The sequence below is a fragment of the Chryseobacterium sp. KLBC 52 genome (assembly GCF_003347605.1).
In the GTDB taxonomy this organism is placed as follows: Bacteria; Bacteroidota; Bacteroidia; order Flavobacteriales; family Weeksellaceae; genus Chryseobacterium.
Map to the genome: position 1 here is coordinate 166,512 of NZ_QDFZ01000006.1, position 20,218 is coordinate 186,729.

Genomic DNA, 20,218 nt, shown 5'->3' on the forward strand with positions numbered 1-20,218 from the left:
GACCTATGGAATTACAGCCGGAGTATAACGAGTACAGAATTTCAGTTCCACAGGAATTTGAAAGTGTATTTACTCATTTCTATTTTGCTGAAAATACTTCTGAAACCTCCATTACCAAAACGCTTTTACCTACTTATCAGATGATTCTGTTATTTTGTTTTGGAGAAAACGCGACGATGTCCACCCGTGAAAAGACAATGATACATGTTGATAAATGTATGAACTTCGGACCTGTAAGACAAGCCTTTGAATATACACTTCCTGTTGGCTGCTCTATTCTGGTTGCTAATTTCAAAGATGATGCATTTTTCAGATTTTTTGGAAAAATATCCATTGAACAATTGGTAAGACATCCGGATGAATTGCTGGAAGACAATTGTTTTACAGAACTTTGGCATCAGCTTACCCGATTAAACTCAACCGCAGAACAGGTAAATCACATTCTTGAATTCTGTAAACCATATCTGCAGGATCGGGATATCACCAGCCAGCTTTTGAGCAATTTTGAAAACGATCTTTTAAATCCGGTGAAAGTCATTGCAGAGCAAACCCATCAGACGGAAAGAAACATCCAGCGAAAGCAGAAAGAACAGTTCGGATATTCCTTAAAAGAGCTAACCCGTTACAACCGCTTTTTAAAAGCAATACAACTCATCGAAAAAGAAACTGAAAAACAAAATCAGGTCAAATGGTTTACCATCATCGATGAATGTGGTTACTATGATCAGAGCCAGCTCATCCATGATTTCAAGCATTTTATCAACATTTCTCCCGCTCAGTATTTAAAATTCCAACAGGAGATCTGTAATCCAAAATCGAAATAGTCCGTTTCGTTTTCTTACAATTTTTGAAAAGCAGGTCACACTACATTTGTCTCATTAATCTTAACAATCAAAACAATGAGACATTTAATCATTTACGCGCATCCTAATGAAAACAGCTTAAATCATCATCTTTTAAACACTGTTGTTGAAACCCTTCAATCCCGTAACGAGGAGATTATTGTGAGGGATCTTTACAACATCGGTTTCGATCCTGTACTTTCTTTGGAAGATATGCAGGGACAGCGTATGGGAACAATATCAGATGATGTAAAAACGGAACAGGAACATATTGTATGGGCAGAGCAGATTACTTTTATCTACCCTATCTGGTGGACAGGTCTTCCCGCGATGATGAAAGGATATATAGACCGTGTGTTCAGTTATGGTTTTGCTTACCGTTATGACCAGGGCATACAGAAAGGGCTTCTGAAAGGTAAAAAGACTTTAATTATCAATACCCATGGAAAATCTCATGAAGAATATGAAAAAACAGGGATGGATAAAGCCCTTACCCTAACTTCGGATCATGGTATTTTCATCTACTCCGGACTGGAAATTATCAGACATTTATTTTTTGATAAAGCAGATAAAGCTTCTCCCGAAAATCTGGAAAACTGGAAAGAGCAGATTAGAAATCTATACTCTGATTATGTATTAAATTAGGTGGTTATATACAATTTTATACCGTTGTCATTCTGACGAAGGAAGAATCTCATGTAAAGCTTAGATTCTTCATTACATTAAGAGTGACAGAGTCATCATAATTTAATATCATGATTAGTGTAAAATTGTATATAATTACCTTAAATTATTAATTTTTTTCCATGAAACCGCAAACTGAAAACCGGAAGATCCTCCCTGTTTTTCGGACTTCTTATAAAATAACTAAGAAAATAATAAAATACTGTTTTTACATCTTTATCCTGTATTTTATTTTTAAGGGATTTATGGCATGAAATTAGCTTCAAAAACCGCAAGTAAAATTGTTTTGAACCATTATTTTAAGCCATTAAGATTGATGGATGGTTAAGTTTTTCTTTTAAAACAAATCTTGTTATAACCCTACAATGCGTCTTAATGGTTTAAATATTGGATCTTCAGGGAATCCCTGTATATTTACCCCACAATGAAACATCTGAACAGTATATTACGTCTTCCATTCTTCAGTGAATATTATGCACCGAGCTATCGTTCGGGAAGACTTTCTATATCTGTAATCCAATAAAATAATCTAACGTGTATATAGAGCCCGGACAGTACCTGTCCGGGCTTTTTTCATTTTAAAACTATTCAACATGATTCATCCATTACAAGAAAATGTGGCTATCATCCTGCCGGAAAACGGCCTGAAAGAAAAACTGGCCCAAGCCGAAAAGGAAAACAGAAAACTTTCCATCAAACTGGGATTTGATCCCACCGCTCCGGATCTGCATCTGGGCCATGCAGTGGTCTTAAAAAAACTGAAACAGTTTCAGGATCTGGGCCATCAGATCATTATTGTTGTAGGAAGCTTTACGGCAAGAATTGGCGATCCCACCGGAAAAAATAAAGCCAGAAAACCTTTAAGTGCTGAAGATGTTCAGCATAATGCCCAGACTTATATCAATCAGCTTTCCAAGGTAATTGATGTAGAGAAGACGAAGATTGTTTTCAATTCCGACTGGCTGGATGCTCTTGATTTTTCTCAGGTCATCCAACTGCTTTCAAAAGTGACCGTGGCTCAATTGATGCACCGGAATGATTTTAATAAAAGATTCACAGAAAATACGCCTATTGCCATGCATGAACTGGTTTACCCGATTCTTCAGGGTTTTGATTCTGTAAAAATAGCATGTGATATTGAAATGGGTGGTACGGATCAGCTCTTCAACTGTACCATGGGAAGGCAGCTTCAGGAAGTACATCAAATGCCTGCTCAGATTGTCATGTGTATGCCATTGCTGAGAGGGCTTGACGGAAAGGAAAAAATGAGCAAATCTCTAAACAATATTATTGGATTGACGGACGAACCCAATGAAATGTTTGGGAAAACTATGTCTATTCCGGATGCTTTGATTGAAGAATTTATCAACCTGACTACAGATTTTTCTATTGAAGAAAAAACAGCACTTTTTTCCAGAATACAAGAAGGGGAAAATCCAATGAATATTAAGAAACTGATTGCCAAGAATATTATCAGCCAATACCACGATCCTGCTTCAGCGGAAAATGCAGAACAGTTTTTTATCAACCAGTTTCAGAATAAAAATTTTGAAGAGAAAGTGTATGAACCTGTGGCTATCGGTTCATTGAAAAGTATAGAGAACAGAATTTCCCTCGTTGAACTGTGTCATCAACTTAAAAATGACCTCAGCAAATCGGCCATCCGGAGATTAATTGAGAATGGAGGCGTTCAGATCAATACAATCAAAATAACGGACTCAAATGAAGAAATGGAACTGATCCCTCAAACGAAAATAAAAATCGGGAGAAGGGGATTTTTTGAGCTGGTGTAAGGCAGGAAGATGGAGGATGGAAGTTTTGTTAGGCAATGAACTTATGAAGCTTTTTAATTGAGATATTTTTAAAAATATTCATTGATTTAAAAACACAGAAGTTATTTATAAAACAAAAAGTCACTTCCAGCTTTCTTCCTCCCGCTTCCATCTTCCATCTCTCAGCTTATTTCAATATCTTCGTCCTGTTAAAAACTATTTCCAATGAGCTACATCATGGTTGACATAGAGTCGGACGGCCCGATTCCCGGGGATTTTTCTATGGTCTGTTTCGGAGCAGTCCTCGTGAATGAGGAACTGGACACTACTTTTTATGGAAAATTAAAGCCTGTTTCTGAGAAGTTCAATCCTGATGCATTAGCTGTTTCAGGCTTCAGTAGAGAAGAAACAATGAGTTTTGACGATCCTGAAACCGTAATGCTGGCCTTTGAAGACTGGATTAAAACCCATTCCAAAGGCAGACCCATATTTATCAGTGATAATAACGGTTTCGACTGGATGTTTATCTGCTGGTATTTTCATCATTTTATCGGAAGGAATCCTTTTGGCTTTTCTTCCCGAAGACTTTCTGATCTGTACTGCGGACTGGAAAAAGATACTTTTGCCCAATGGAAGCATCTCCGCAAAACGGAACACACGCACAATCCGGTAGACGATGCCAGAGGAAATGCCGAAGTTTTATTGCACATGAAAGAAGAAATGGGACTAAAAATTGCATTAAAGTAAGAACTCTAATTTTTGAATATGAATCCTGATCTGCATTACAAACAAGCTGATGAAACTGACATTGATTTTCTTCTCAATCTCAGAATGAAAACCATGAATCCTCATTATGAAAGTTCCGGGCTTTCTACAGACAGAGAAACAACTCTTCAAAGAGTTTTGTATCAGTTTGAAAAAGCCAATATTATTTTTTTAAACGATCAGCCCATCGGACTGTTAAAAGTAGATAGAACGTTTACGAATATTGAGGTACTGCAGCTTCAGATTGACCCCAGTCAACAGGGCAAAGGGCTTGGAAAAAGGATTTTGTCTGATATTTTAGAAGAAGCGTCATTAGCTGGAAAAACACTATCATTAAGTGTTTTGAAAACAAATAAAGCACAACATCTTTATCAAAGTCTTGGATTCAGAATTGTAGATGAGGATCAGTATTCTTATTTTATGGAAACGGAAAAACAGTAAATGATTTTTTAAATTTTCGCTAATGCCGTTGAATGTTTCCTTTGATCAAATAATTTGACTTTTGTCATTCTGACGAAGGAAGAATCTCAGCCATATGAGATTCTTCATTACATTTCATTCCATTCAGAATGACACTACGCAAACAAGCCTTGATTATCCGTTAATCTTTACTGATTCGCCATAGTTACGTAGATTAGTCTTCCGCCTTCTTCTGAGGAAAGCAGGATTTTTTTACCATCCGTGAGTTCTACCATAGAACCTGGTGGAATTTCTTTTTGTTCTGTGACATCCTTCATACCGGATAATCCCTGATTCACAAGAACCCATTTTCCCTGATGGAATGTAAAATATCCCACAGGCATTTTATCCTGCATCGTCAGATTTTCGTTTCGTATTACTTTTCGGGAAACATGCCATTTGAACAGATACTGATTATGATACACCATTAATCTATGGTTTTCCGGTTTCCATACCCCATCATCAAACCTGAAATACAGATCTAATACCGGCAGTGTTCCCTGATGAGGTGTTCCGCAGAACGGGCATTTTGGATTGCTGGAATTATCAAAAACATACCATTTTTCGGTACAATTGGAATTCTGGCAAGGTTGTATCAGATCTACGGTTTTCAACAAGGCAGCTTCCCATTCGTTAGCGGTGGGACGTCTGATAGGATCATGCAATCCGTCAATGAATGTCTTTCGGAACAATTCTGAAATATATGGACCTGTAACGGTATACGGAATCTTTTGAGGGTCTCCCCAGAATGCATCCCATTTTCTAAGATGATCGGACTTTACATGGTTGGAATTATTTTCCGGATGTTCTACAAACATGGCTTTTTCTCCCATTGATAAAATTTCGTCCTGTTCAGAATCCAGATCCCAGATTTTTCCTCCACGCAGCGGATGCCTTCTCAACAGATACATATAAATCAGAACGGCAAGAGCATGCAGATCTGTTTTTTGATTGGGTAAATATCTGTCCGGATCCTGAAGTTTCAAATGTTGGGTTTTCAACACTTCGGGCGCAATGAAGTCGGCAGTTCCTATCACTTCCGGTGGAAAAAGTTTGGGAACCACAAGACCGTCAATATCGATGATACAAGCAGATTTTGTAACGGGATCTACCAAAATATTGTTATAAGACAAATCTGAGTGTGCCAACCCCATCTGATGCAGTTTTTTCACACCTCTGCTGATATTGACTGCAATCTGGAAATAGCTCAGCCAATCTCCCAATTCTGACTGATCCAGTCTCAACGGATACTGCTGATTCCTGAACATGGGAGCGGTAAACCACTTCCCCACTTTATCCTGTCCCTGGATATTATCTGAACCGATATATCCCTTTGCAAAATAAAATTTTTGGTGATACACAGGAACTACAATTCCTGTGAGCTTGTTTCTTTCAACAATATCATAAGGCCATCTGAATATTTCGTTCAGAAAGTAGTCTGAAGTATTTCCATTCTGTATACTTTGCAGATAAGTGGAAACAATCCTCATAATTCTTTCTTTCTGTCCTTCATCCAGCGGATTCCGGTAGAAAGCGACTACATAGTCTTTATCGGGCGAAAAATAAACATCTTTCACTCCGCCCCGGATAGGATTTTCATCTACATATTCATAGGATTTGGCTGTGTCCAGAACAGAAACAACCTTAATGGTCTTTTTCATGGTATTAATAGATTATGGCCAATGTACGGTCATCATGATTTCCTCTGCTCCAGAAATCGCTCCAGATGAGAAGTTCTTCATCAATTTTTTCATCGTTGATAAAATCTGCTTTCGTCCGGTCATCATTATTTCCGGCAAGGTCTTCAAAAAGTGCTTTCCAGCTTTCTGTATCTTCCAGTTTATTTTCTGTGGTAAACTTAGGATCATAAATACCATCTGTCATCAGCACGAGATAAGAAAAATCTTGTACACGGGTGATCTGAAAACGGGAAGCCATTGTATCGTTGAAAATTTCTTTCATGGTGATAAAACGAGTGCCACCGCCAAACTCTCCCACATCCATCCGGTTTAACAATTTTACTTCAGAAAAGTCTGTATTAATCAGATTGATCGGACAGTCTCCCACTCCAAAGCTCAGAATAATATATCCGAAACTGAACTTTTTAAGCAAAGTAAAAATAAGTGTTGTATGCAGATCATTGATAGAAAGGGCATTTTCTGCCGCTGTTTTTTCTAATGTGTGATAAACATGTAAGACACTTTCCGATAAGATATTGATGATATCCTGCTTGGCTTTCAATTGTTCTTCATCAGAAAACTGATTGATATATAAAACATTGATGTTATTTTCAATCTGGTCTAAAATCTCCTGTGAGTTAAAAAACTGGTTGATCGTTGTGGTTGCCAGTCTTGAACCTTCTCTGGCTGCCTTTGCTGAACCTGCTCCATCTGAAACAGAAATAATATTCCAACCTTCAGGAAGCGTATTTACTGCGAAATCATCTTCACGAAATTTGCCTTCATGCGCGTGAGAACGTCCTCTTTTGGAAGCTACAACAATTTTTTTGTCTGAAAAAGAACCTTTGTATGAGTCTTCTTCCGATTTATAAAAAGCAGCGTTTGTATCACTTGGAATATTCTTCCATAAGTCTTTGGGATCTGCGTTGACGAAAAGCTGTATTTTCTTGGTTTCCGTCTGATTCTGATCGTGAATGTGATAAAACTGAACATCCAGATGATACATATTATTCGTTACCGGAATTCCTGAAATGGTATCATTTTCAAAAGTGAGTCCTGTTTCTTCCAGGTTTCCGATTTTCTGAATCTTAATATTGGGAAACTCTTCCATATCGAAACTGAACTCATAGAACTGTCTGGCACTGGCATTTTTCAACACCCAATGAACGTCTTTGAATTCTTCTTTTTCTTTAAAGATAAGATCTTGTTCCATAGTTTTCGGTTTGGATTCATCCCTTGATTTCCTGAAAAATTTCCCCATCATTATCCCAAAGTTCTGTTAATATCAAATCCTCCCCCGGAGAATCCATAATAATCGGAAGTTCCACACCAAGGACATTTGCTGTATCCTTCTCCTCTCAGGCAGTGAATTCCTCCACACGAGCAGGTAGCTAATGCAATGGGATTGGCACAGTGCGGGCATGAAGTTCCTCCGTCCAGTTCTTCGATATTGATTTTAAGGTGCGTTTTCTGATTGGAGGAAAGTCTGTAGTAGGCTTTTTCATCAATTTTATACGCTCCGTCCAATCTGTAATATCTTGTAGCCATTCCCGGTATACTGGATTCGGCAAATGTTTTTTTGAATTTCATCAGATAAAGCTTTTCCGTTTCCTGACATTTTCCATTCAGTACGACAAAGTTATTATCAGGAAATCTCTGTTCCATTTCAGGATCTACTTTCTCAAGAATCATGGAATCAATTTTAGACAAATTAATTCCTTCTTTTTTTGCTTCTGTGACACTCTGGCTGGTAGTTTTAATAGAATCCGTTACCCATTTGAAAAACTCTTTGTAAGAATTTTCATCAGAATTATTGAACAGTAAAACATTATCTGCCAGAGATCCGAGAAGTTTATAATTGGTATTTTCTCCAATAGACACAGCAATCGTATTGGATTTCCCGTTGTATTTGGTATTCCATCTTTCAATGGCTTTGGTGGCATCATCAGTGGGAACACCATCTGTAAAAAGGAAGACGATAGGTTTCCAGTCGCCTTTTCTTTCATACGTTGTTTTCACAATATCCCTGTCGATACAATCCATTACTTTGATTAATCCCTGGGACAGTGACGTTCCGCTTCCGATCGGGATTTTTGGCGGATAAAAACTGATAATATCCTGCATCGGAGTAATCACTTCCGCTTCTCCTGCAAAACCTATCACAGAAATGTAAACGGTTTCCAGTGAATAAGGATCTTTTTTTAAATCCCTGATGATATTGGCGATACCTTCCTGTACCTGCTCAATAGGCTCTCCTACCATAGATTCGGAGATATCTACTAAAAAATAAATAGGCAGTCTTCTCATGGTATAAAGACAATTTTTTAAATAATAATATTTAGCTCCGATGGTGGCGGAGGTAATGTGATATTTTCTCCTGTATTCTGAGATTGTCCTCCTTGTGTAATGGAGGAGCTCACCCATTTGAAAAAGGAAGAAAGGGTAATGGCATCTGTAGTATCCAGTTTTACCACATGATCGGTCAGTTCTTTCAAAAACTGCTCATCTGCTTTCGATCCTGCTGCACATCCTACGATAGCCCCAAATTCCAGTCCTCTGATCACAGGGATCATCTGCCTGTACTTCTGAATATCCGAAGGTTTTCCATCAGTAAATATAAACAGTAACGGCTGCCAGTCTCCTTTTGCATCGGCCGATTCTTTTACAATTTCCCTCTGAACCAGTTCCGAAACCATTTCCAACGCAGCTCCTGTATGCGTAGGGCCACTGTCCGGACAAGTAATCTCCATGGGATAAAAGCTTGCAAGATCTCTTAAGGGTATAATATTCTTAACTTCTCTATCAAAGGTAATAACACTTAAATGCAAGCTGTCCATCGCCTGCGGATCCGCACGAAGCATACTGATAAGGCCATTGAAACCATTGTTCAGAGCCTGAATAGGTTCTCCGTTCATAGACCCCGAAGTATCTAATAAAAAATAAGCTAATAATCTCCTGCTCATTATAGACAAGTATTAATTCTGAAGCCGGCGGAGGGAGTCGGAGACTTCCAAGCCGGCTTATATTTGAGTTGAAAAAAATTTAAATTTTAGTTGGAATAAGCGTACTGCTGTCTCAGAATATCGATAAAGTTATCTGTATTATGCGGCTCACCTACAGCACGGAATTTCCAGTCGCCATTGTGACGGTATGCTTCTGCAAAAACCATTGCACATTTACCATTCATACTTGAATCACCGGAAAGGCTGTATTTTGTAATTTCTTTTCCTGAAGCATCTACCGCACGGATAAATGCATTTTCGATCATTCCGAAGTGCTGATTATTGGTTCTTCCCTGATAAATGGTAACAATGAACACAATCTTCTGGTAGCTCTGATCCAGCTGATCCAGTCTTACAATGATCTGTTCATCATCTCCATCTCCTGCTCCGGTTCTGTTGTCTCCGGTAAGCCATACATTTCCGCTTGGATGCTGCATGGAGTTGAAGAAAACCACATCTCCCTGGTAAAGTCCCATCTGTCTTCCGTCATTGGTCTGTACCGTTCTTCCCAGATTGGCTACTTTTCCGTTGCCATCTAAAAGAAATGCGACAGCGTCAAGATCATATTCTGCTTCCTTGCTGAACAGTTTCCCAAAGAATCCACTGCTTTGTTTTCTTACATCCCATCCTAAACCGATGGTTACTTTTGAAAGATCATAAACGCTTTCTCCACGGTCATTCTTTCTTAAATCTATCGTTTGTCCTTTCTGTAAATTAATTGCCATAGTTATAGTTTTTTTGTGTATTTGATGATTTTATTTGATGATTTGTCCTTTGTAGTATTTTTCAAGGAAGAAGCCTAAATCTGCTCTGTATCCTATTCCTGAAGCTTCAAATTTCCAGCTTCCGTTTCTTTTGTACAGTCTTCCGAACTCCACTCCTGTTTCAATAGAGAAATCTTCATCCAGTTCATATTTTGCAATTTCCTGGTTGGAATGATTATCCACAACCCTGATATAAGAGTTTCTTACCTGTCCGAAATTCTGTCTTCTTCTTTCAAAGTCTTCAATGGTGACCACGAAAAGAATCTCTTCTACTCTTGAGTCTACTTTATCAAGATCTATAATAATAGCTTCATCATCGTCACCATCACTGTTTTTACCACTCGGGTCATCTCCTGTATGGGTAAGCGCTCCATCCGGAGAATTCAGGTTATTGTAAAAAACGAAGTATTCTTCGCTTACCAATTTTCTGTCAGAATCAATCATGATTGCAGAAGCATCCAGGTCAAAATCATAGCCGGTTCCTTCATTCGGATCCCAGCCTAATCCAATCGTCATTTTCGTTAATCCTATCTCGATCTTTTGTCCTTTCTGTAGATTAATTGCCATAGTGTTTTATATTATGAATTATTTTTCGCATTAAGATAGAAGTGATTTACGAATTGACCAAATTTATTTGATAAAAAAATGCCCTATACCGCTTAATTAAAACTATTTAAGTCAAAAAAGGTCATAAAAAAGGTCCAATTAAAAAATTGAACCTTGCATAGTATAAGTATATGTTGAATTAATTTTCAAATTCTTTATCCGAAACAGCACTGTTTCTTGCTTTTGCGAGCATAGGAATGGAAATTAATCCCATCACCAGCATAATGACAATCTGCAGCGGTAAAGAAATAAAGGAATAGGTAAGCCCCATTTCACCTCCGAAATCTGCACTTTTTCCTACTGAAATGAATAGCGCCATAAAACCATACTTCATGGCAAGGTTATACGCACCGATTCCTCCACTGGCAGGAATAATCATTCCTAAAGTTCCTACTACAATAATGAAGAAACCATCTGCAAAGGTAAATGCTGAAGTTTCAGGAAGTGCAAAGCACACAAGATAGGCAGCTAAATAATAGCAAATCCAGATTCCTAACGTATAAAGGATGAATTTTCCTTTTTCTTTTAATTTAAAAATGGAAGTGATCCCTTGAAAAATACCATCAATAAAGTTGACTACTTTCCCTAAAAACGGAACTTCTGCCAGTTTCTTTCTAAATACAAAAAATAAGACTGTTCCTATTATCAGAATGGAAAGGATCAATATTATTTTAGTAGGGTTGATATTGACTCCAGAATTTTTATAGAATGACAGAATTGCATCATATTTAAACAATAATGTCAGCCCTAAAAATCCCATCATACAAATAAGATCCACCACCCTTTCTAAAATGATTGTCCCGAAGGATTTGTCCACCGGTACTTTTTCTACACCATATAAAGCTGTCGCTCTCGCTACTTCTCCACTTCTCGGGATGGTAAGATTCATCAGATATCCGAATGATATGGACCAAAGTGCATTGGAATTTGAAATTCTGTGTTCCATTGGTTCCAGCATCAGATTCCATCGGATCGCCCTGAACCAGTAAGCCAGAAGACCAAATACAGAAGCAAACAATACCCAGATATAATTCGCTTTTGCCAGTGACTTCTGAATGACTTTAAAATCTAACCCCCTTAAAGCAAGCCATAAAAAAAAGCCTGCAAAAGCAAGCGATATTACTATTGTAAGTATTGATTTTACGGGACTTTTTGATGTTTTCTCCATGTACTACGTAAGAAGGTTTGTTTTTTCATCCGGGAAAACGATCTTCGGCTGGAAGTCTTTTGCTTCCTCCGGAGTCATCTGAGCATAAGCAATGATAATGATGATATCATCTTTCTGTACTTTTCTTGCTGCAGGACCATTCAGACATACTTCCCCTGATTTTCTTTTCCCTTTGATCACGTAGGTATCAAAACGTTCTCCGTTGTTCACATTCACGATATAGACCCTTTCTCCCACTACCAGACCGGCAGCTTCTATAAGATCTTCATCGATCGTTATACTCCCTATATAATTAAGGTCAGAGGCAGTTACTCTCACCCTATGAATCTTAGACTTGAAAACTTCTATTAACATGCTGCAAATTTATTAATAAAAATTAATAAAACAGTTCTTTATTAACATTTTAAAACTCCCACAAACACAGGGGTTTAATTTCACAAAACATAAGAAATTTAAAAATTACTTAGAGATTTAACAATCATATGGTCAAAAAAATTAATTGTTTGTACACAATTTAGGATTTAATAAATACGAAAAATAATATTAACTTTTTGCTAAAGTCAATACACATAAGCATTTGGCATGATTTTAGTAACCTGTAACGTAGATTTTCTGTGAAAAGTGGAATTATCATATTTTAACTGATTTCAGTGAAAAGTAAAAAATTTTTACAAGTTTTAATAAAAAAATTGCACAATTAGAAAATAGTACTATATTTGCTATAATTACGAACTAACTTTAATATTAAAAATTATGAACAAGTCTGAATTAATCGACGCAATCGCAAAAGATGCAGGTATCACTAAAGTTGCAGCAAAAGCTGCTTTAGAATCTTTCATTGGTAACGTTACAACTACTTTAAAGAAAAAAGATGGAAAAGTTTCTTTAGTAGGTTTCGGTACTTTCTCAGTAGCTGAGAGAGCGGCTAGACAAGGTATTAACCCTGCAACTAAAAAACCAATCAAAATTGCTGCTAAAAAAGTTGCTAAATTCAAAGCTGGAGCTGATTTATCAAATGCAGTTTCAGGTGCTAAGAAAAAATAATCATTCAGATTACAAAAATTCAGGGCTGTTTCTTAGAAACCGCCCTTTTTTTATTTTAAAGATGATAGAGAATTAAACCATTAAGAAGTTTTAAGCAGGTAAGAATTATTAAGTTTTGGCTGAAGCCTCCATCATAAAATAAGCGGGTTAAAACCCGCCTCTATTGATAAATCCAGCCATAAAAAGAATCTATTACATTTGAAAAAAGACATTATTCAATAGGAACGGGCTTTAGCCCGTTTAAAAATAAATATCAATTCCCACGGCTTCAGCCAAAACTTAAAAGTTAATACAATACAGCATATGTTGTCATTATTCTGCTTAAACTGAATAAGTTTTGGCTGAAGCCTCTATCATTATGCATCATAAAAATAAGCGGGCTAAAGCCCGCTTCTATTGATATTACAAATTTATATTTTCAAGTGGTTTGTCTCATAGTAAAAACCGCCACTTCTAACTCCTCATTATCCCATTACGGAGCCAGTCTTGAAATTTTCCAGTCAAGATCTTCTAACTGATAAATAATCCTGTCATGAAGACGGTTGGGTCTTCCCTGCCAGAATTCAATTTCATAAGGTTTTGCCAGGTATCCGCCCCAATTGGCAGGTCTTGGGACTTCCGTATTTTCATACTTCTTTTCCAGTTCTTTCAATTTTTCTTCCAAAAACTCTTTGTTGGGGATCACCTGGCTTTGCGGAGAAACTACGGCACCCAGCTGGCTACCTTTCGGTCTTGAATGAAAATAGCCGTCACTAAGGTTTTCTGCTACCTTTTCAAGATCTGCTTTGATAATGATCTGCCTTTCAAGATTAGGCCAGAAAAAATGCAGACAGGCTTTATGATTGCTTTCTATTGCTTTTCCTTTTCTGCTGTTATAATTGGTATAAAAAATAAATCCTTCATGGGTATATGCTTTAAGAAGCACCATTCTTGTTCTTGGACACCCATCTTCTTCTACTGTAGAAACCGCCATAGCATTAGCTTCTGAGATCATCGGGCTTTCACTTGCCTCCAGAAACCAGTCTCTAAACTGCTCAATTGGATTTTGTTTTATCTCACTTTCAATAAGTTGGGATTTCTCGTACACTTTTCTTTTGTCGTGCAGGTTTTCCATAAATATTTTTTATTAAATTTGAGTATGAATCACTCATACAAAGGTAAAATATTAATCTCGACACCTGACATTTCCGGCGATATTTTTTCCAGATCGGTAGTATTGGTTATTGAACATAATGAAAGTGGTGCATTTGGTTTGATATTGAATAAAAAGAACAGCCAGATGAGTAGCAAATTCAAAGATTTTTTTGACTTTAAAATTGAGGTATATGATGGAGGGCCTGTAGAAAACGACAAGGTATTTTTCATTGTAAAGGGCAAAAGAGTTACAGAGATCTATACAGACATCACTGATGAATACTATCTTACAGAAGACATAGAACGTATTATTAATGCAGTTTTAAGCAGTGAACTGGACATTAACCATATCAAAATATTTTCAGGATATTCCGGATGGTCTTCCAATCAGCTGGATACCGAGGTTCAGAGAAAAATGTGGACGGTAGTGGATGTTTATAATCTTGACTATACGCTTCCCAATGATCAGACCCTTTGGAAGTCTATCATGCAGAATCTTGGTGGAGAATTTCTTCTCTGGGCCAATTCTCCTGAAGATATTTCACTGAACTAAAAGTATATTTCTCGTATCATCCTGATAATTAACAAACTTTAAGATTCTCTTAACCAATTTTAAAGAAAGTTTTTCCGTTCTTTGGAAAACTAAAATCACTGATATGAAAGGTATTACATTACTTGCTTTATCAATATTTTCTACAGCTTTTTTATCATTTACTCCTGTCAACAAAAAATATATTGTCATCGATGCCGGACATGGCGGAAATGATTTTGGGGCCACTTATGGTGAAATTCTGGAAAAAAATATTGCATTGAGTATTGCTAAGGAAATCCGGAAGATCAATGAAAGCCAGGACAAATATGAAGTTATTTTAACGAGGGACTCCGACAGCTATCCAACTCTTGCCGAAAGAACAGAGCAGATTAATAAGCTGAGTCCTGAAATGGTGATTTCCCTTCACGTGAACAGTTCACCTGAAAAAGAAAGATCTGATAACGGATTTGAAGTATACGTTCAGAATTCTGATGTTTCAAAGGAACTGGCCGGAAAAATTTATAAGAAATTCCATGCCCGTAAAATATCAGAGAGCAATCTTCACATGCTAAGAGAAACTAAAGCTCCTGCTGTATTGGTAGAACTTGGCTTCATTAATAATTCTGACAACAGGAATTATATTACCAGTGAAAAGGGACAGAAAGAAATCGCACAGAAATTTGTTGAGATTATCAACGAATACTAAATATAAAAAAAACAATTTCTGATTTACTCAGAATAAAACCCGGTAAAGGACTTCTGGAACTTTGTTGTTTACCGGGTTTGTCAATTTTTATGAATTAAAACTTTTTTTCCAGCTTTCTACCAGTTCGGAGAAACGGGAAGTTTCAAAAGTCTTGTTTCTTATCTTACCTACAGAAAATATACCTTTCTCGTCAGAAATCATTAAAATTTCTTCAGCTTTCTGGGATTCAAATGCGATAATCTCGTGTTCCTGGATATCAGCAAGATTATTTTTATGTAAAAAAGTAACAAAGTTTTCCATCAAAGGAGAAATGTAAGCTCCTTCTGTCTGTTTGGGTACTTTGATCACGTCACCTTCTAAAAAAAGAAGATTTCCGGCAGTGGTACGCGCTATTCTTTTGTTGGGATTCAGAAGAATCACATCATCAAGGTCATTTTCCTGGGCATAGATCACTCCATAAATATTTTCCGGACAGTGAACCCTGATATTGCTCAAAAGGTTGTTATTGACGTTAATTTCTTTAATCAAATCCAATTCCAAAGGTCTTTGATGAACTGCTAGCACATCTGCCATTTCCTTTACTTCGTAAAAATAGGAAACGGAAGATTTTGCCAATGTTACTCCATCATTATTTCTGAACACCTGGAAATTGATAATTCCGTTCTTTACTCCTTTACCTTCAATGATTTCTTTGTGAAAAAGGGTCTGGAAAAACTCCAGGGTGTAAGTCAAAGGAATATTCAGTCTCATCTTTCTCATGGAAGCCATCAGGAAAAAATAGCATTCTTCGTCCATGATCAATCCACCATTTCTTACAAAGAAAGATACTTTTACTGAGTCTCCCCAAAGAAAAGCTCTGTTCTTTACATTTAACTCGTCTGATGTAAAATATTGATTTTCCAATTTTTGATGTGATTTATTTACAAAAAAATAATGAACGATAAATCGTTCATCAGTTTTATCATTTCATATAGCCCGGTATTATGCCGCACCTAGTTTTATTCTCAGGTTTTCGATAAGATTTTCCCAATACATTGCATTTTCCTCTTCATCACCTTCTTCACAGAAATCTGTAATATTTAAAGCAAGATCTTCTGTAATATCATCAATTGTGATTGTCATTTCAAAGAAATTTTTTGTTCCTTCATCTTCTTCCCATCTGAAACGCACGAAACCTTCAGGCTTATATCTGATCAAAGTGGCCTTCTCAGCAGGTCCTCCACCCCAGCTAAAAAAGAAATCATCGCCTTTCTCTGTTACCTCATCCGCAAACCATTCAGACAATCCCTCTGCAGTCGCCAGATATTCATATAAAATCTCTGATAAACAGTGCATTGGAAATTCGTAATGGACTTTATGTTTCGCCATATAATCTTTGTTTTATCGTCCCGCAATATATAAATTAATTTTTTTATTACGCAAAAAAACAATTACTTTTTTATAGAATCTGCATGATATTTATCACTGGATTTAAATCTCCGTGATGTTATGTTTTAAAGCTAAAAACTACCATGCAAAACATAAAAAAATCTCTCCTTTCGGGAGAGATTTTATCTTTAATTTTCATTTAATATATCAAGAATAATCTGACATCCTTCTCTGATTTCTTCCAGAGATAATGTAAGCGGTGGAGAGATTCTCAGGTATTCATTTCTGTACAGCTGCCAGAAAACAATAAGCCCTCTTTCCATACATTTTTTGGCAACTTCCAGCGTATATCCGGGCGTTCCTAAGTTCACAGCAAGCATCAACCCTTTACCGTTGATATTTTTGATTTTAGGATGAACCAAAAGTTCTCTGAATAACTTCTCCTTTTCTTCTACTTCTTTCATTAAACCGCTTTCCAGCACTTCTTTCAATGTAGCATAACTTGCCGCTGCAATGAGTGGATTTCCTCCAAAAGTAGTAATATGACCAAGTTTTGGTGAGTGTGAAAGCGTTTCCATAATTTCTCTGGAACTCATAAAAGCTCCTACCGGAACTCCACCTCCCATTCCTTTACCCATCACAAGAATATCCGGAACAATCCCAAAATGTTCAAAAGAGAATAACTTTCCTGTTCTTCCAAATCCGGGCTGTATTTCGTCCAGAATTAAAAGTGCTCCTACTTCTTCACATCTTCTTTTTAATTTGATCAGATAGTCGTTATTTGGAACCAGAAAGCCTGCTGCTCCCTGAATGGTCTCAAGGATAACACAAGCCGTCTTCTCTGTTATTTTATCAAAGTCTTCTTCATTGTTAAATTCAATAAAAGAAACCATTGGTAATAAGGGACGGAATTCTCTCTTGTGAGTTTCATTTCCTGAAACACTCAAAGCCCCATGAGTATTTCCATGGTAAGAATTTTTAAAGGAAACTATTTCTTCTCTTCCGGTATATCTTTTAGCCAGCTTTAAGCTTCCGTCAATAGCTTCTGCCCCGCTATTCACAAGGTAAGTAACTTCCAGTGGATCCGGAGTAGCTTCAGCAAGCAATTTGCATAGTGCTACAGGCTTTTCCTGTGCATATTCACCATACACCATTACGTGAAGGTATTTATCCGTCTGCTCTTTGATAGCATCCACAACTTTAGGATGTGAATGTCCCAGCGTATTGGCAGAAACTCCTGCTACAAAGTCAAGATATCTTTTTCCGTCTGTTCCATAAATGTAGCTTCCTACTGCTTTCTCCACTTCAAAGCCGGCAGCAAATTTGGTGGTTTGAGCCTGATATATAAAAAAATCTTTATGCATTTCCATTGTCTCCAAAAATTTCAGCAAAGCTATAAAAGATTCATTAAACGTTAAAATTAATCCACAAAAAAGACCAGTGATTACTGGTCTTTTCTATTATTTTCTGGTACGTTTAGGTTTTTTAGCTTCTTCTTTAGCCTTTTCGTCATCAATTGCTTTCTGCGCTTTATCAAACAATTCGCTATCCGCTGTATATTGTATTTCTTCGTTGTTTGGACTGTCTACAAGGATATCCTGCCATTTTCGGATCCTGTCTTTGGTATTCCAGTTGAAATCCGGGAATTTCCTTTTCGAAGGTTCTATCATGCTCATCGGATAAGTATCTGAAGCAGCACCGATACTGCATGAAATAATCTGTAAAGCTCTTTCTTCAAACAATGCTCCGATAATTCCACAGGTAGAAAGCGTAATTCCTATTCTTTCCGGTTTTTTGGTTTCCTGATCAGTATCATCAACATACACAATAGACTGAGCGTTTCCAACGACTCTTGCTTCTTTAATCGCATTTTTCTCGTAGTACACCGTCATGAATTTTCCTTTCACCTGGTTGAACTCATCTTTCAGGGTAAGTGAATCTACTTTACTGATCGCAAAAGCATTTCCTATTACTTTTAAGGAGTCAATATCTTCTGTCTTGGTATTGAAGTAAGCTTCCACTTTATCTCCGGTAACCTGCTTTTCACCACTCCAAAGAATCGGGTTGGTATACATATGCATGATTCCGTCTGTTTCATTGAAGGCAATGGAATCTGCTCTACCCTGTGCATTGGATTTATAGATACGGGCTTTTTTGAAAGCTCTCAGATAGCTTTTCTTCACTTTGATATCTAATGTATCCGGTCTTTGATAAGAGATAATTTTTTCTGCGGCAAAATAAATGGAGTCTTTTTCCATTACTTTTACAGCATAAGGATTTTTCGTCATCATGGCAGAATCTTTTTTCTCAAAGATTTCTCCATAACCTCCTTTTATATATCTTTTTTCTATAGGATCATCAAGGGTTACATTTCCTGTTGCTTTACCGAATCCTGAGATCTGATTATAATACATATCATCACCGGTAAGAATTTTCTCATTGTAAAAGATTCTGGAGTTTTTGGTTAGAAAAGCCTCCTTGGAATCCATTTTATAGGTTCCTTTTTCGGTATAGATTCTGTTTCTTGGATTGGTTTTGCTGGTAATGGTTGTAGGACCTAGAAAATCAGCAATTTTTGTATTCTGATTCTGCTTGATATTGGGTCCTTCTATGGTATACTGAGGGGTTTCAATTTTTACATTTCCAGTAAGATCCACCACTCTTGTATTGAGGAAATAGGTTCCTACTTTGGCGTAGGTTACATTCTGGCCGTCCGAAATTGTTCCACCCGTATTAAAATAAGCCTGATTAGCCAGCCTGTCATAATACAGAATATCTGTTTTTATGGTTTGCTTTGGATCTGTTAAAACCACATTTTTTCTGGCAACACCTTTCTGGGTATTGGCATCATATTCCATTTCTCCTGCTGTGATTACAGAGCCGTCTGTATTTTGAAGTCTTGTATTGCCTATTGCTTTTACAAAGTTCTCTTCATTATACAGCACTACTTCGTCCGCAGTAAGAATAGATCCCTGATGTTCTATCTGAACATGGCCGGTAAAATATTGATTTCCGTCGTATTTTTCAGGATCTTTCTTGATTTCGTCCGCGTGGATGATCTTTACTTTATCTTCAGGTCTTACCTGTTTAGGCTGAGCCGGTGAAGGAGCCTGCAAATAAGGATCTCTCTTCACAGGAGTTTTATCCTGCGCAAAGTTGAGCGTAGAAATAAAGAGTAACAGAAAAAGGGCTATTCTCATTAATTAGTCATTCTTAGTGCCATAGAAATATAGCGAATGAGAATCAATTTTTACGCCAAATGCTTCTTCAATGGCTTCTTTGATTCCTTGGATTCTTGGGTCACAGAATTCAATAATTTCTTCAATCTCTTTATCAGAGTCTTTTTTGTAGATCACCAGGTGGTCATGCTGTTTGTCAAAATAAGACTTTTCATAAGACGAAGAAGTCAATGTCTTTTCTCCGAACTGATGCTTACGGATTAAGCCTGCATCAAGGAAAATTTCAATCGTGTTGTAAATAGTTGCTTTGGAAACATGATATTTTTTCTGCATCATCAGAAGATACAGATCATCAACATTAAAGTGATGATCCATATTATAAATCTCTTCCAATATCGTATATCTCTCAGGTGTGTTTCTGAAACCTTTTTCTAATAAGTAGTTTCTCAAAACATCCTTGATCAAAGCTATATTTTTTTCTTTTTGTATTGTATCCATTAAAAAAATTATCTAC

General features: G+C 36.9%; 22 protein-coding genes. 8 read left to right on the top strand and 14 right to left on the bottom strand.

All coding sequences use genetic code 11. The features are described from left to right. The first annotated feature begins 5 nt into the window (after positions 1-5). From DDF69_RS08365 to DDF69_RS08385, 5 genes are all read left to right on the top strand, one after another. Positions 6-824: a helix-turn-helix domain-containing protein gene (locus DDF69_RS08365; protein WP_114820387.1), complete on the top strand. Its 819-nt coding sequence runs from the start codon at positions 6-8 to the stop codon at positions 822-824. A 75-nt stretch (positions 825-899) separates the two neighbouring features. Continuing rightward, the gene (locus DDF69_RS08370) at positions 900-1,487 is read left to right on the top strand and encodes an NAD(P)H-dependent oxidoreductase (protein WP_114820388.1); all 588 of its coding nucleotides are present in this window, start codon (positions 900-902) and stop codon (positions 1,485-1,487) included. A 632-nt stretch (positions 1,488-2,119) separates the two neighbouring features. Beyond that, complete coding sequence (gene tyrS / locus DDF69_RS08375) at positions 2,120-3,319, top strand: tyrosine--tRNA ligase (protein WP_114820389.1); 1,200 nt, start codon at positions 2,120-2,122, stop codon at positions 3,317-3,319. 204 nt (positions 3,320-3,523) lie between these two features. Continuing rightward, positions 3,524-4,045, top strand: coding sequence for a 3'-5' exoribonuclease domain-containing protein (locus tag DDF69_RS08380; RefSeq protein ID WP_114820390.1), 522 nt, complete (start codon positions 3,524-3,526; stop codon positions 4,043-4,045). An 18-nt stretch (positions 4,046-4,063) separates the two neighbouring features. Beyond that, positions 4,064-4,504: a GNAT family N-acetyltransferase gene (locus tag DDF69_RS08385; RefSeq protein WP_114820391.1), complete on the top strand. Its 441-nt coding sequence runs from the start codon at positions 4,064-4,066 to the stop codon at positions 4,502-4,504. Positions 4,505-4,671: 167 nt separating this feature from the next. Here DDF69_RS08385 and DDF69_RS08390 read toward each other — a convergent pair whose 3' ends face one another. The 8 genes from DDF69_RS08390 to panD form a co-directional block, all read right to left on the bottom strand. Next, complete coding sequence (locus tag DDF69_RS08390; RefSeq protein ID WP_114820392.1) at positions 4,672-6,183, bottom strand: helix-hairpin-helix domain-containing protein; 1,512 nt, start codon at positions 6,181-6,183, stop codon at positions 4,672-4,674. A gap of 4 nt (positions 6,184-6,187) precedes the next feature. Further along, positions 6,188-7,414 (bottom strand): PP2C family serine/threonine-protein phosphatase, encoded by a 1,227-nt coding sequence (locus tag DDF69_RS08395; RefSeq protein WP_162800891.1) that lies wholly within the window; start codon positions 7,412-7,414, stop codon positions 6,188-6,190. Positions 7,415-7,464: 50 nt separating this feature from the next. Further along, the gene (locus DDF69_RS08400; protein WP_114820394.1) at positions 7,465-8,508 is read right to left on the bottom strand and encodes a TerY-C metal binding domain-containing protein; all 1,044 of its coding nucleotides are present in this window, start codon (positions 8,506-8,508) and stop codon (positions 7,465-7,467) included. 17 nt (positions 8,509-8,525) lie between these two features. After that, on the bottom strand, positions 8,526-9,164 hold the full coding sequence (locus tag DDF69_RS08405; protein ID WP_114820395.1) for a vWA domain-containing protein: 639 nt from the start codon (positions 9,162-9,164) through the stop codon (positions 8,526-8,528). 86 nt (positions 9,165-9,250) lie between these two features. Further along, the gene (locus DDF69_RS08410; protein WP_034698935.1) at positions 9,251-9,928 is read right to left on the bottom strand and encodes a TerD family protein; all 678 of its coding nucleotides are present in this window, start codon (positions 9,926-9,928) and stop codon (positions 9,251-9,253) included. Between the two features lie 30 nt (positions 9,929-9,958). Further along, positions 9,959-10,534, bottom strand: coding sequence for a TerD family protein (locus tag DDF69_RS08415; protein WP_034698933.1), 576 nt, complete (start codon positions 10,532-10,534; stop codon positions 9,959-9,961). Between the two features lie 178 nt (positions 10,535-10,712). Further along, the gene (locus DDF69_RS08420) at positions 10,713-11,741 is read right to left on the bottom strand and encodes a lysylphosphatidylglycerol synthase transmembrane domain-containing protein (protein WP_114820396.1); all 1,029 of its coding nucleotides are present in this window, start codon (positions 11,739-11,741) and stop codon (positions 10,713-10,715) included. 3 nt (positions 11,742-11,744) lie between these two features. Next, on the bottom strand, positions 11,745-12,095 hold the full coding sequence (gene panD, locus DDF69_RS08425) for an aspartate 1-decarboxylase (protein WP_002976902.1): 351 nt from the start codon (positions 12,093-12,095) through the stop codon (positions 11,745-11,747). 399 nt (positions 12,096-12,494) lie between these two features. Between panD and DDF69_RS08430 the strand changes: the two genes are divergently transcribed. Next, on the top strand, positions 12,495-12,785 hold the full coding sequence (locus tag DDF69_RS08430; RefSeq protein ID WP_002976900.1) for an HU family DNA-binding protein: 291 nt from the start codon (positions 12,495-12,497) through the stop codon (positions 12,783-12,785). A 472-nt stretch (positions 12,786-13,257) separates the two neighbouring features. Here DDF69_RS08430 and pdxH read toward each other — a convergent pair whose 3' ends face one another. Continuing rightward, positions 13,258-13,899: a pyridoxamine 5'-phosphate oxidase gene (gene pdxH / locus DDF69_RS08435; RefSeq protein WP_114820397.1), complete on the bottom strand. Its 642-nt coding sequence runs from the start codon at positions 13,897-13,899 to the stop codon at positions 13,258-13,260. A 24-nt stretch (positions 13,900-13,923) separates the two neighbouring features. Between pdxH and DDF69_RS08440 the strand changes: the two genes are divergently transcribed. After that, positions 13,924-14,472 (top strand): YqgE/AlgH family protein, encoded by a 549-nt coding sequence (locus tag DDF69_RS08440; protein WP_114820398.1) that lies wholly within the window; start codon positions 13,924-13,926, stop codon positions 14,470-14,472. A gap of 103 nt (positions 14,473-14,575) precedes the next feature. After that, positions 14,576-15,157, top strand: a complete 582-nt coding sequence (locus DDF69_RS08445; protein ID WP_114820399.1) for an N-acetylmuramoyl-L-alanine amidase — start codon at positions 14,576-14,578, stop codon at positions 15,155-15,157. An 87-nt stretch (positions 15,158-15,244) separates the two neighbouring features. Here the strand turns inward: DDF69_RS08445 and DDF69_RS08450 are convergent, their stop codons facing one another. From DDF69_RS08450 to DDF69_RS08470, 5 genes are all read right to left on the bottom strand, one after another. Further along, a complete protein-coding gene (locus DDF69_RS08450) occupies positions 15,245-16,060 on the bottom strand; it encodes an aminotransferase class IV (RefSeq protein ID WP_114820400.1) in 816 nt (271 codons plus the stop codon). Between the two features lie 78 nt (positions 16,061-16,138). Continuing rightward, positions 16,139-16,525, bottom strand: coding sequence for an START-like domain-containing protein (locus DDF69_RS08455; protein ID WP_034696870.1), 387 nt, complete (start codon positions 16,523-16,525; stop codon positions 16,139-16,141). Between the two features lie 188 nt (positions 16,526-16,713). Continuing rightward, the gene (locus DDF69_RS08460) at positions 16,714-17,889 is read right to left on the bottom strand and encodes an aspartate aminotransferase family protein (RefSeq protein WP_114820474.1); all 1,176 of its coding nucleotides are present in this window, start codon (positions 17,887-17,889) and stop codon (positions 16,714-16,716) included. A 96-nt stretch (positions 17,890-17,985) separates the two neighbouring features. Next, positions 17,986-19,725, bottom strand: coding sequence for an OstA-like protein (locus DDF69_RS08465; RefSeq protein WP_114820401.1), 1,740 nt, complete (start codon positions 19,723-19,725; stop codon positions 17,986-17,988). Positions 19,726-19,728: 3 nt separating this feature from the next. Then, positions 19,729-20,202 carry a Fur family transcriptional regulator gene (locus tag DDF69_RS08470; protein ID WP_002976876.1) on the bottom strand — a complete coding sequence of 158 codons (474 nt, stop codon included), beginning with the start codon at positions 20,200-20,202 and terminating at the stop codon, positions 19,729-19,731. Positions 20,203-20,218 lie beyond the last annotated feature (16 nt).

What these genes read in the sequence shown, in the direction of transcription:
- DDF69_RS08365 (WP_114820387.1), top strand. Translation starts at nt 6, where the DNA reads ATGGAATTACAGCCGGAGTATAACGAGTACAGAATTTCAGTTCCACAG.
- DDF69_RS08370 (WP_114820388.1), top strand. Translation starts at nt 900, where the DNA reads ATGAGACATTTAATCATTTACGCGCATCCTAATGAAAACAGCTTAAAT.
- tyrS (WP_114820389.1), top strand. Translation starts at nt 2,120, where the DNA reads ATGATTCATCCATTACAAGAAAATGTGGCTATCATCCTGCCGGAAAAC.
- DDF69_RS08380 (WP_114820390.1), top strand. Translation starts at nt 3,524, where the DNA reads ATGAGCTACATCATGGTTGACATAGAGTCGGACGGCCCGATTCCCGGG.
- DDF69_RS08385 (WP_114820391.1), top strand. Translation starts at nt 4,064, where the DNA reads ATGAATCCTGATCTGCATTACAAACAAGCTGATGAAACTGACATTGAT.
- DDF69_RS08390 (WP_114820392.1), bottom strand. Translation starts at nt 6,183, where the DNA reads ATGAAAAAGACCATTAAGGTTGTTTCTGTTCTGGACACAGCCAAATCC.
- DDF69_RS08395 (WP_162800891.1), bottom strand. Translation starts at nt 7,414, where the DNA reads ATGGAACAAGATCTTATCTTTAAAGAAAAAGAAGAATTCAAAGACGTT.
- DDF69_RS08400 (WP_114820394.1), bottom strand. Translation starts at nt 8,508, where the DNA reads ATGAGAAGACTGCCTATTTATTTTTTAGTAGATATCTCCGAATCTATG.
- DDF69_RS08405 (WP_114820395.1), bottom strand. Translation starts at nt 9,164, where the DNA reads ATGAGCAGGAGATTATTAGCTTATTTTTTATTAGATACTTCGGGGTCT.
- DDF69_RS08410 (WP_034698935.1), bottom strand. Translation starts at nt 9,928, where the DNA reads ATGGCAATTAATTTACAGAAAGGACAAACGATAGATTTAAGAAAGAAT.
- DDF69_RS08415 (WP_034698933.1), bottom strand. Translation starts at nt 10,534, where the DNA reads ATGGCAATTAATCTACAGAAAGGACAAAAGATCGAGATAGGATTAACG.
- DDF69_RS08420 (WP_114820396.1), bottom strand. Translation starts at nt 11,741, where the DNA reads ATGGAGAAAACATCAAAAAGTCCCGTAAAATCAATACTTACAATAGTA.
- panD (WP_002976902.1), bottom strand. Translation starts at nt 12,095, where the DNA reads ATGTTAATAGAAGTTTTCAAGTCTAAGATTCATAGGGTGAGAGTAACT.
- DDF69_RS08430 (WP_002976900.1), top strand. Translation starts at nt 12,495, where the DNA reads ATGAACAAGTCTGAATTAATCGACGCAATCGCAAAAGATGCAGGTATC.
- pdxH (WP_114820397.1), bottom strand. Translation starts at nt 13,899, where the DNA reads ATGGAAAACCTGCACGACAAAAGAAAAGTGTACGAGAAATCCCAACTT.
- DDF69_RS08440 (WP_114820398.1), top strand. Translation starts at nt 13,924, where the DNA reads ATGAATCACTCATACAAAGGTAAAATATTAATCTCGACACCTGACATT.
- DDF69_RS08445 (WP_114820399.1), top strand. Translation starts at nt 14,576, where the DNA reads ATGAAAGGTATTACATTACTTGCTTTATCAATATTTTCTACAGCTTTT.
- DDF69_RS08455 (WP_034696870.1), bottom strand. Translation starts at nt 16,525, where the DNA reads ATGGCGAAACATAAAGTCCATTACGAATTTCCAATGCACTGTTTATCA.
- DDF69_RS08460 (WP_114820474.1), bottom strand. Translation starts at nt 17,889, where the DNA reads ATGCATAAAGATTTTTTTATATATCAGGCTCAAACCACCAAATTTGCT.
- DDF69_RS08465 (WP_114820401.1), bottom strand. Translation starts at nt 19,725, where the DNA reads ATGAGAATAGCCCTTTTTCTGTTACTCTTTATTTCTACGCTCAACTTT.
- DDF69_RS08470 (WP_002976876.1), bottom strand. Translation starts at nt 20,202, where the DNA reads ATGGATACAATACAAAAAGAAAAAAATATAGCTTTGATCAAGGATGTT.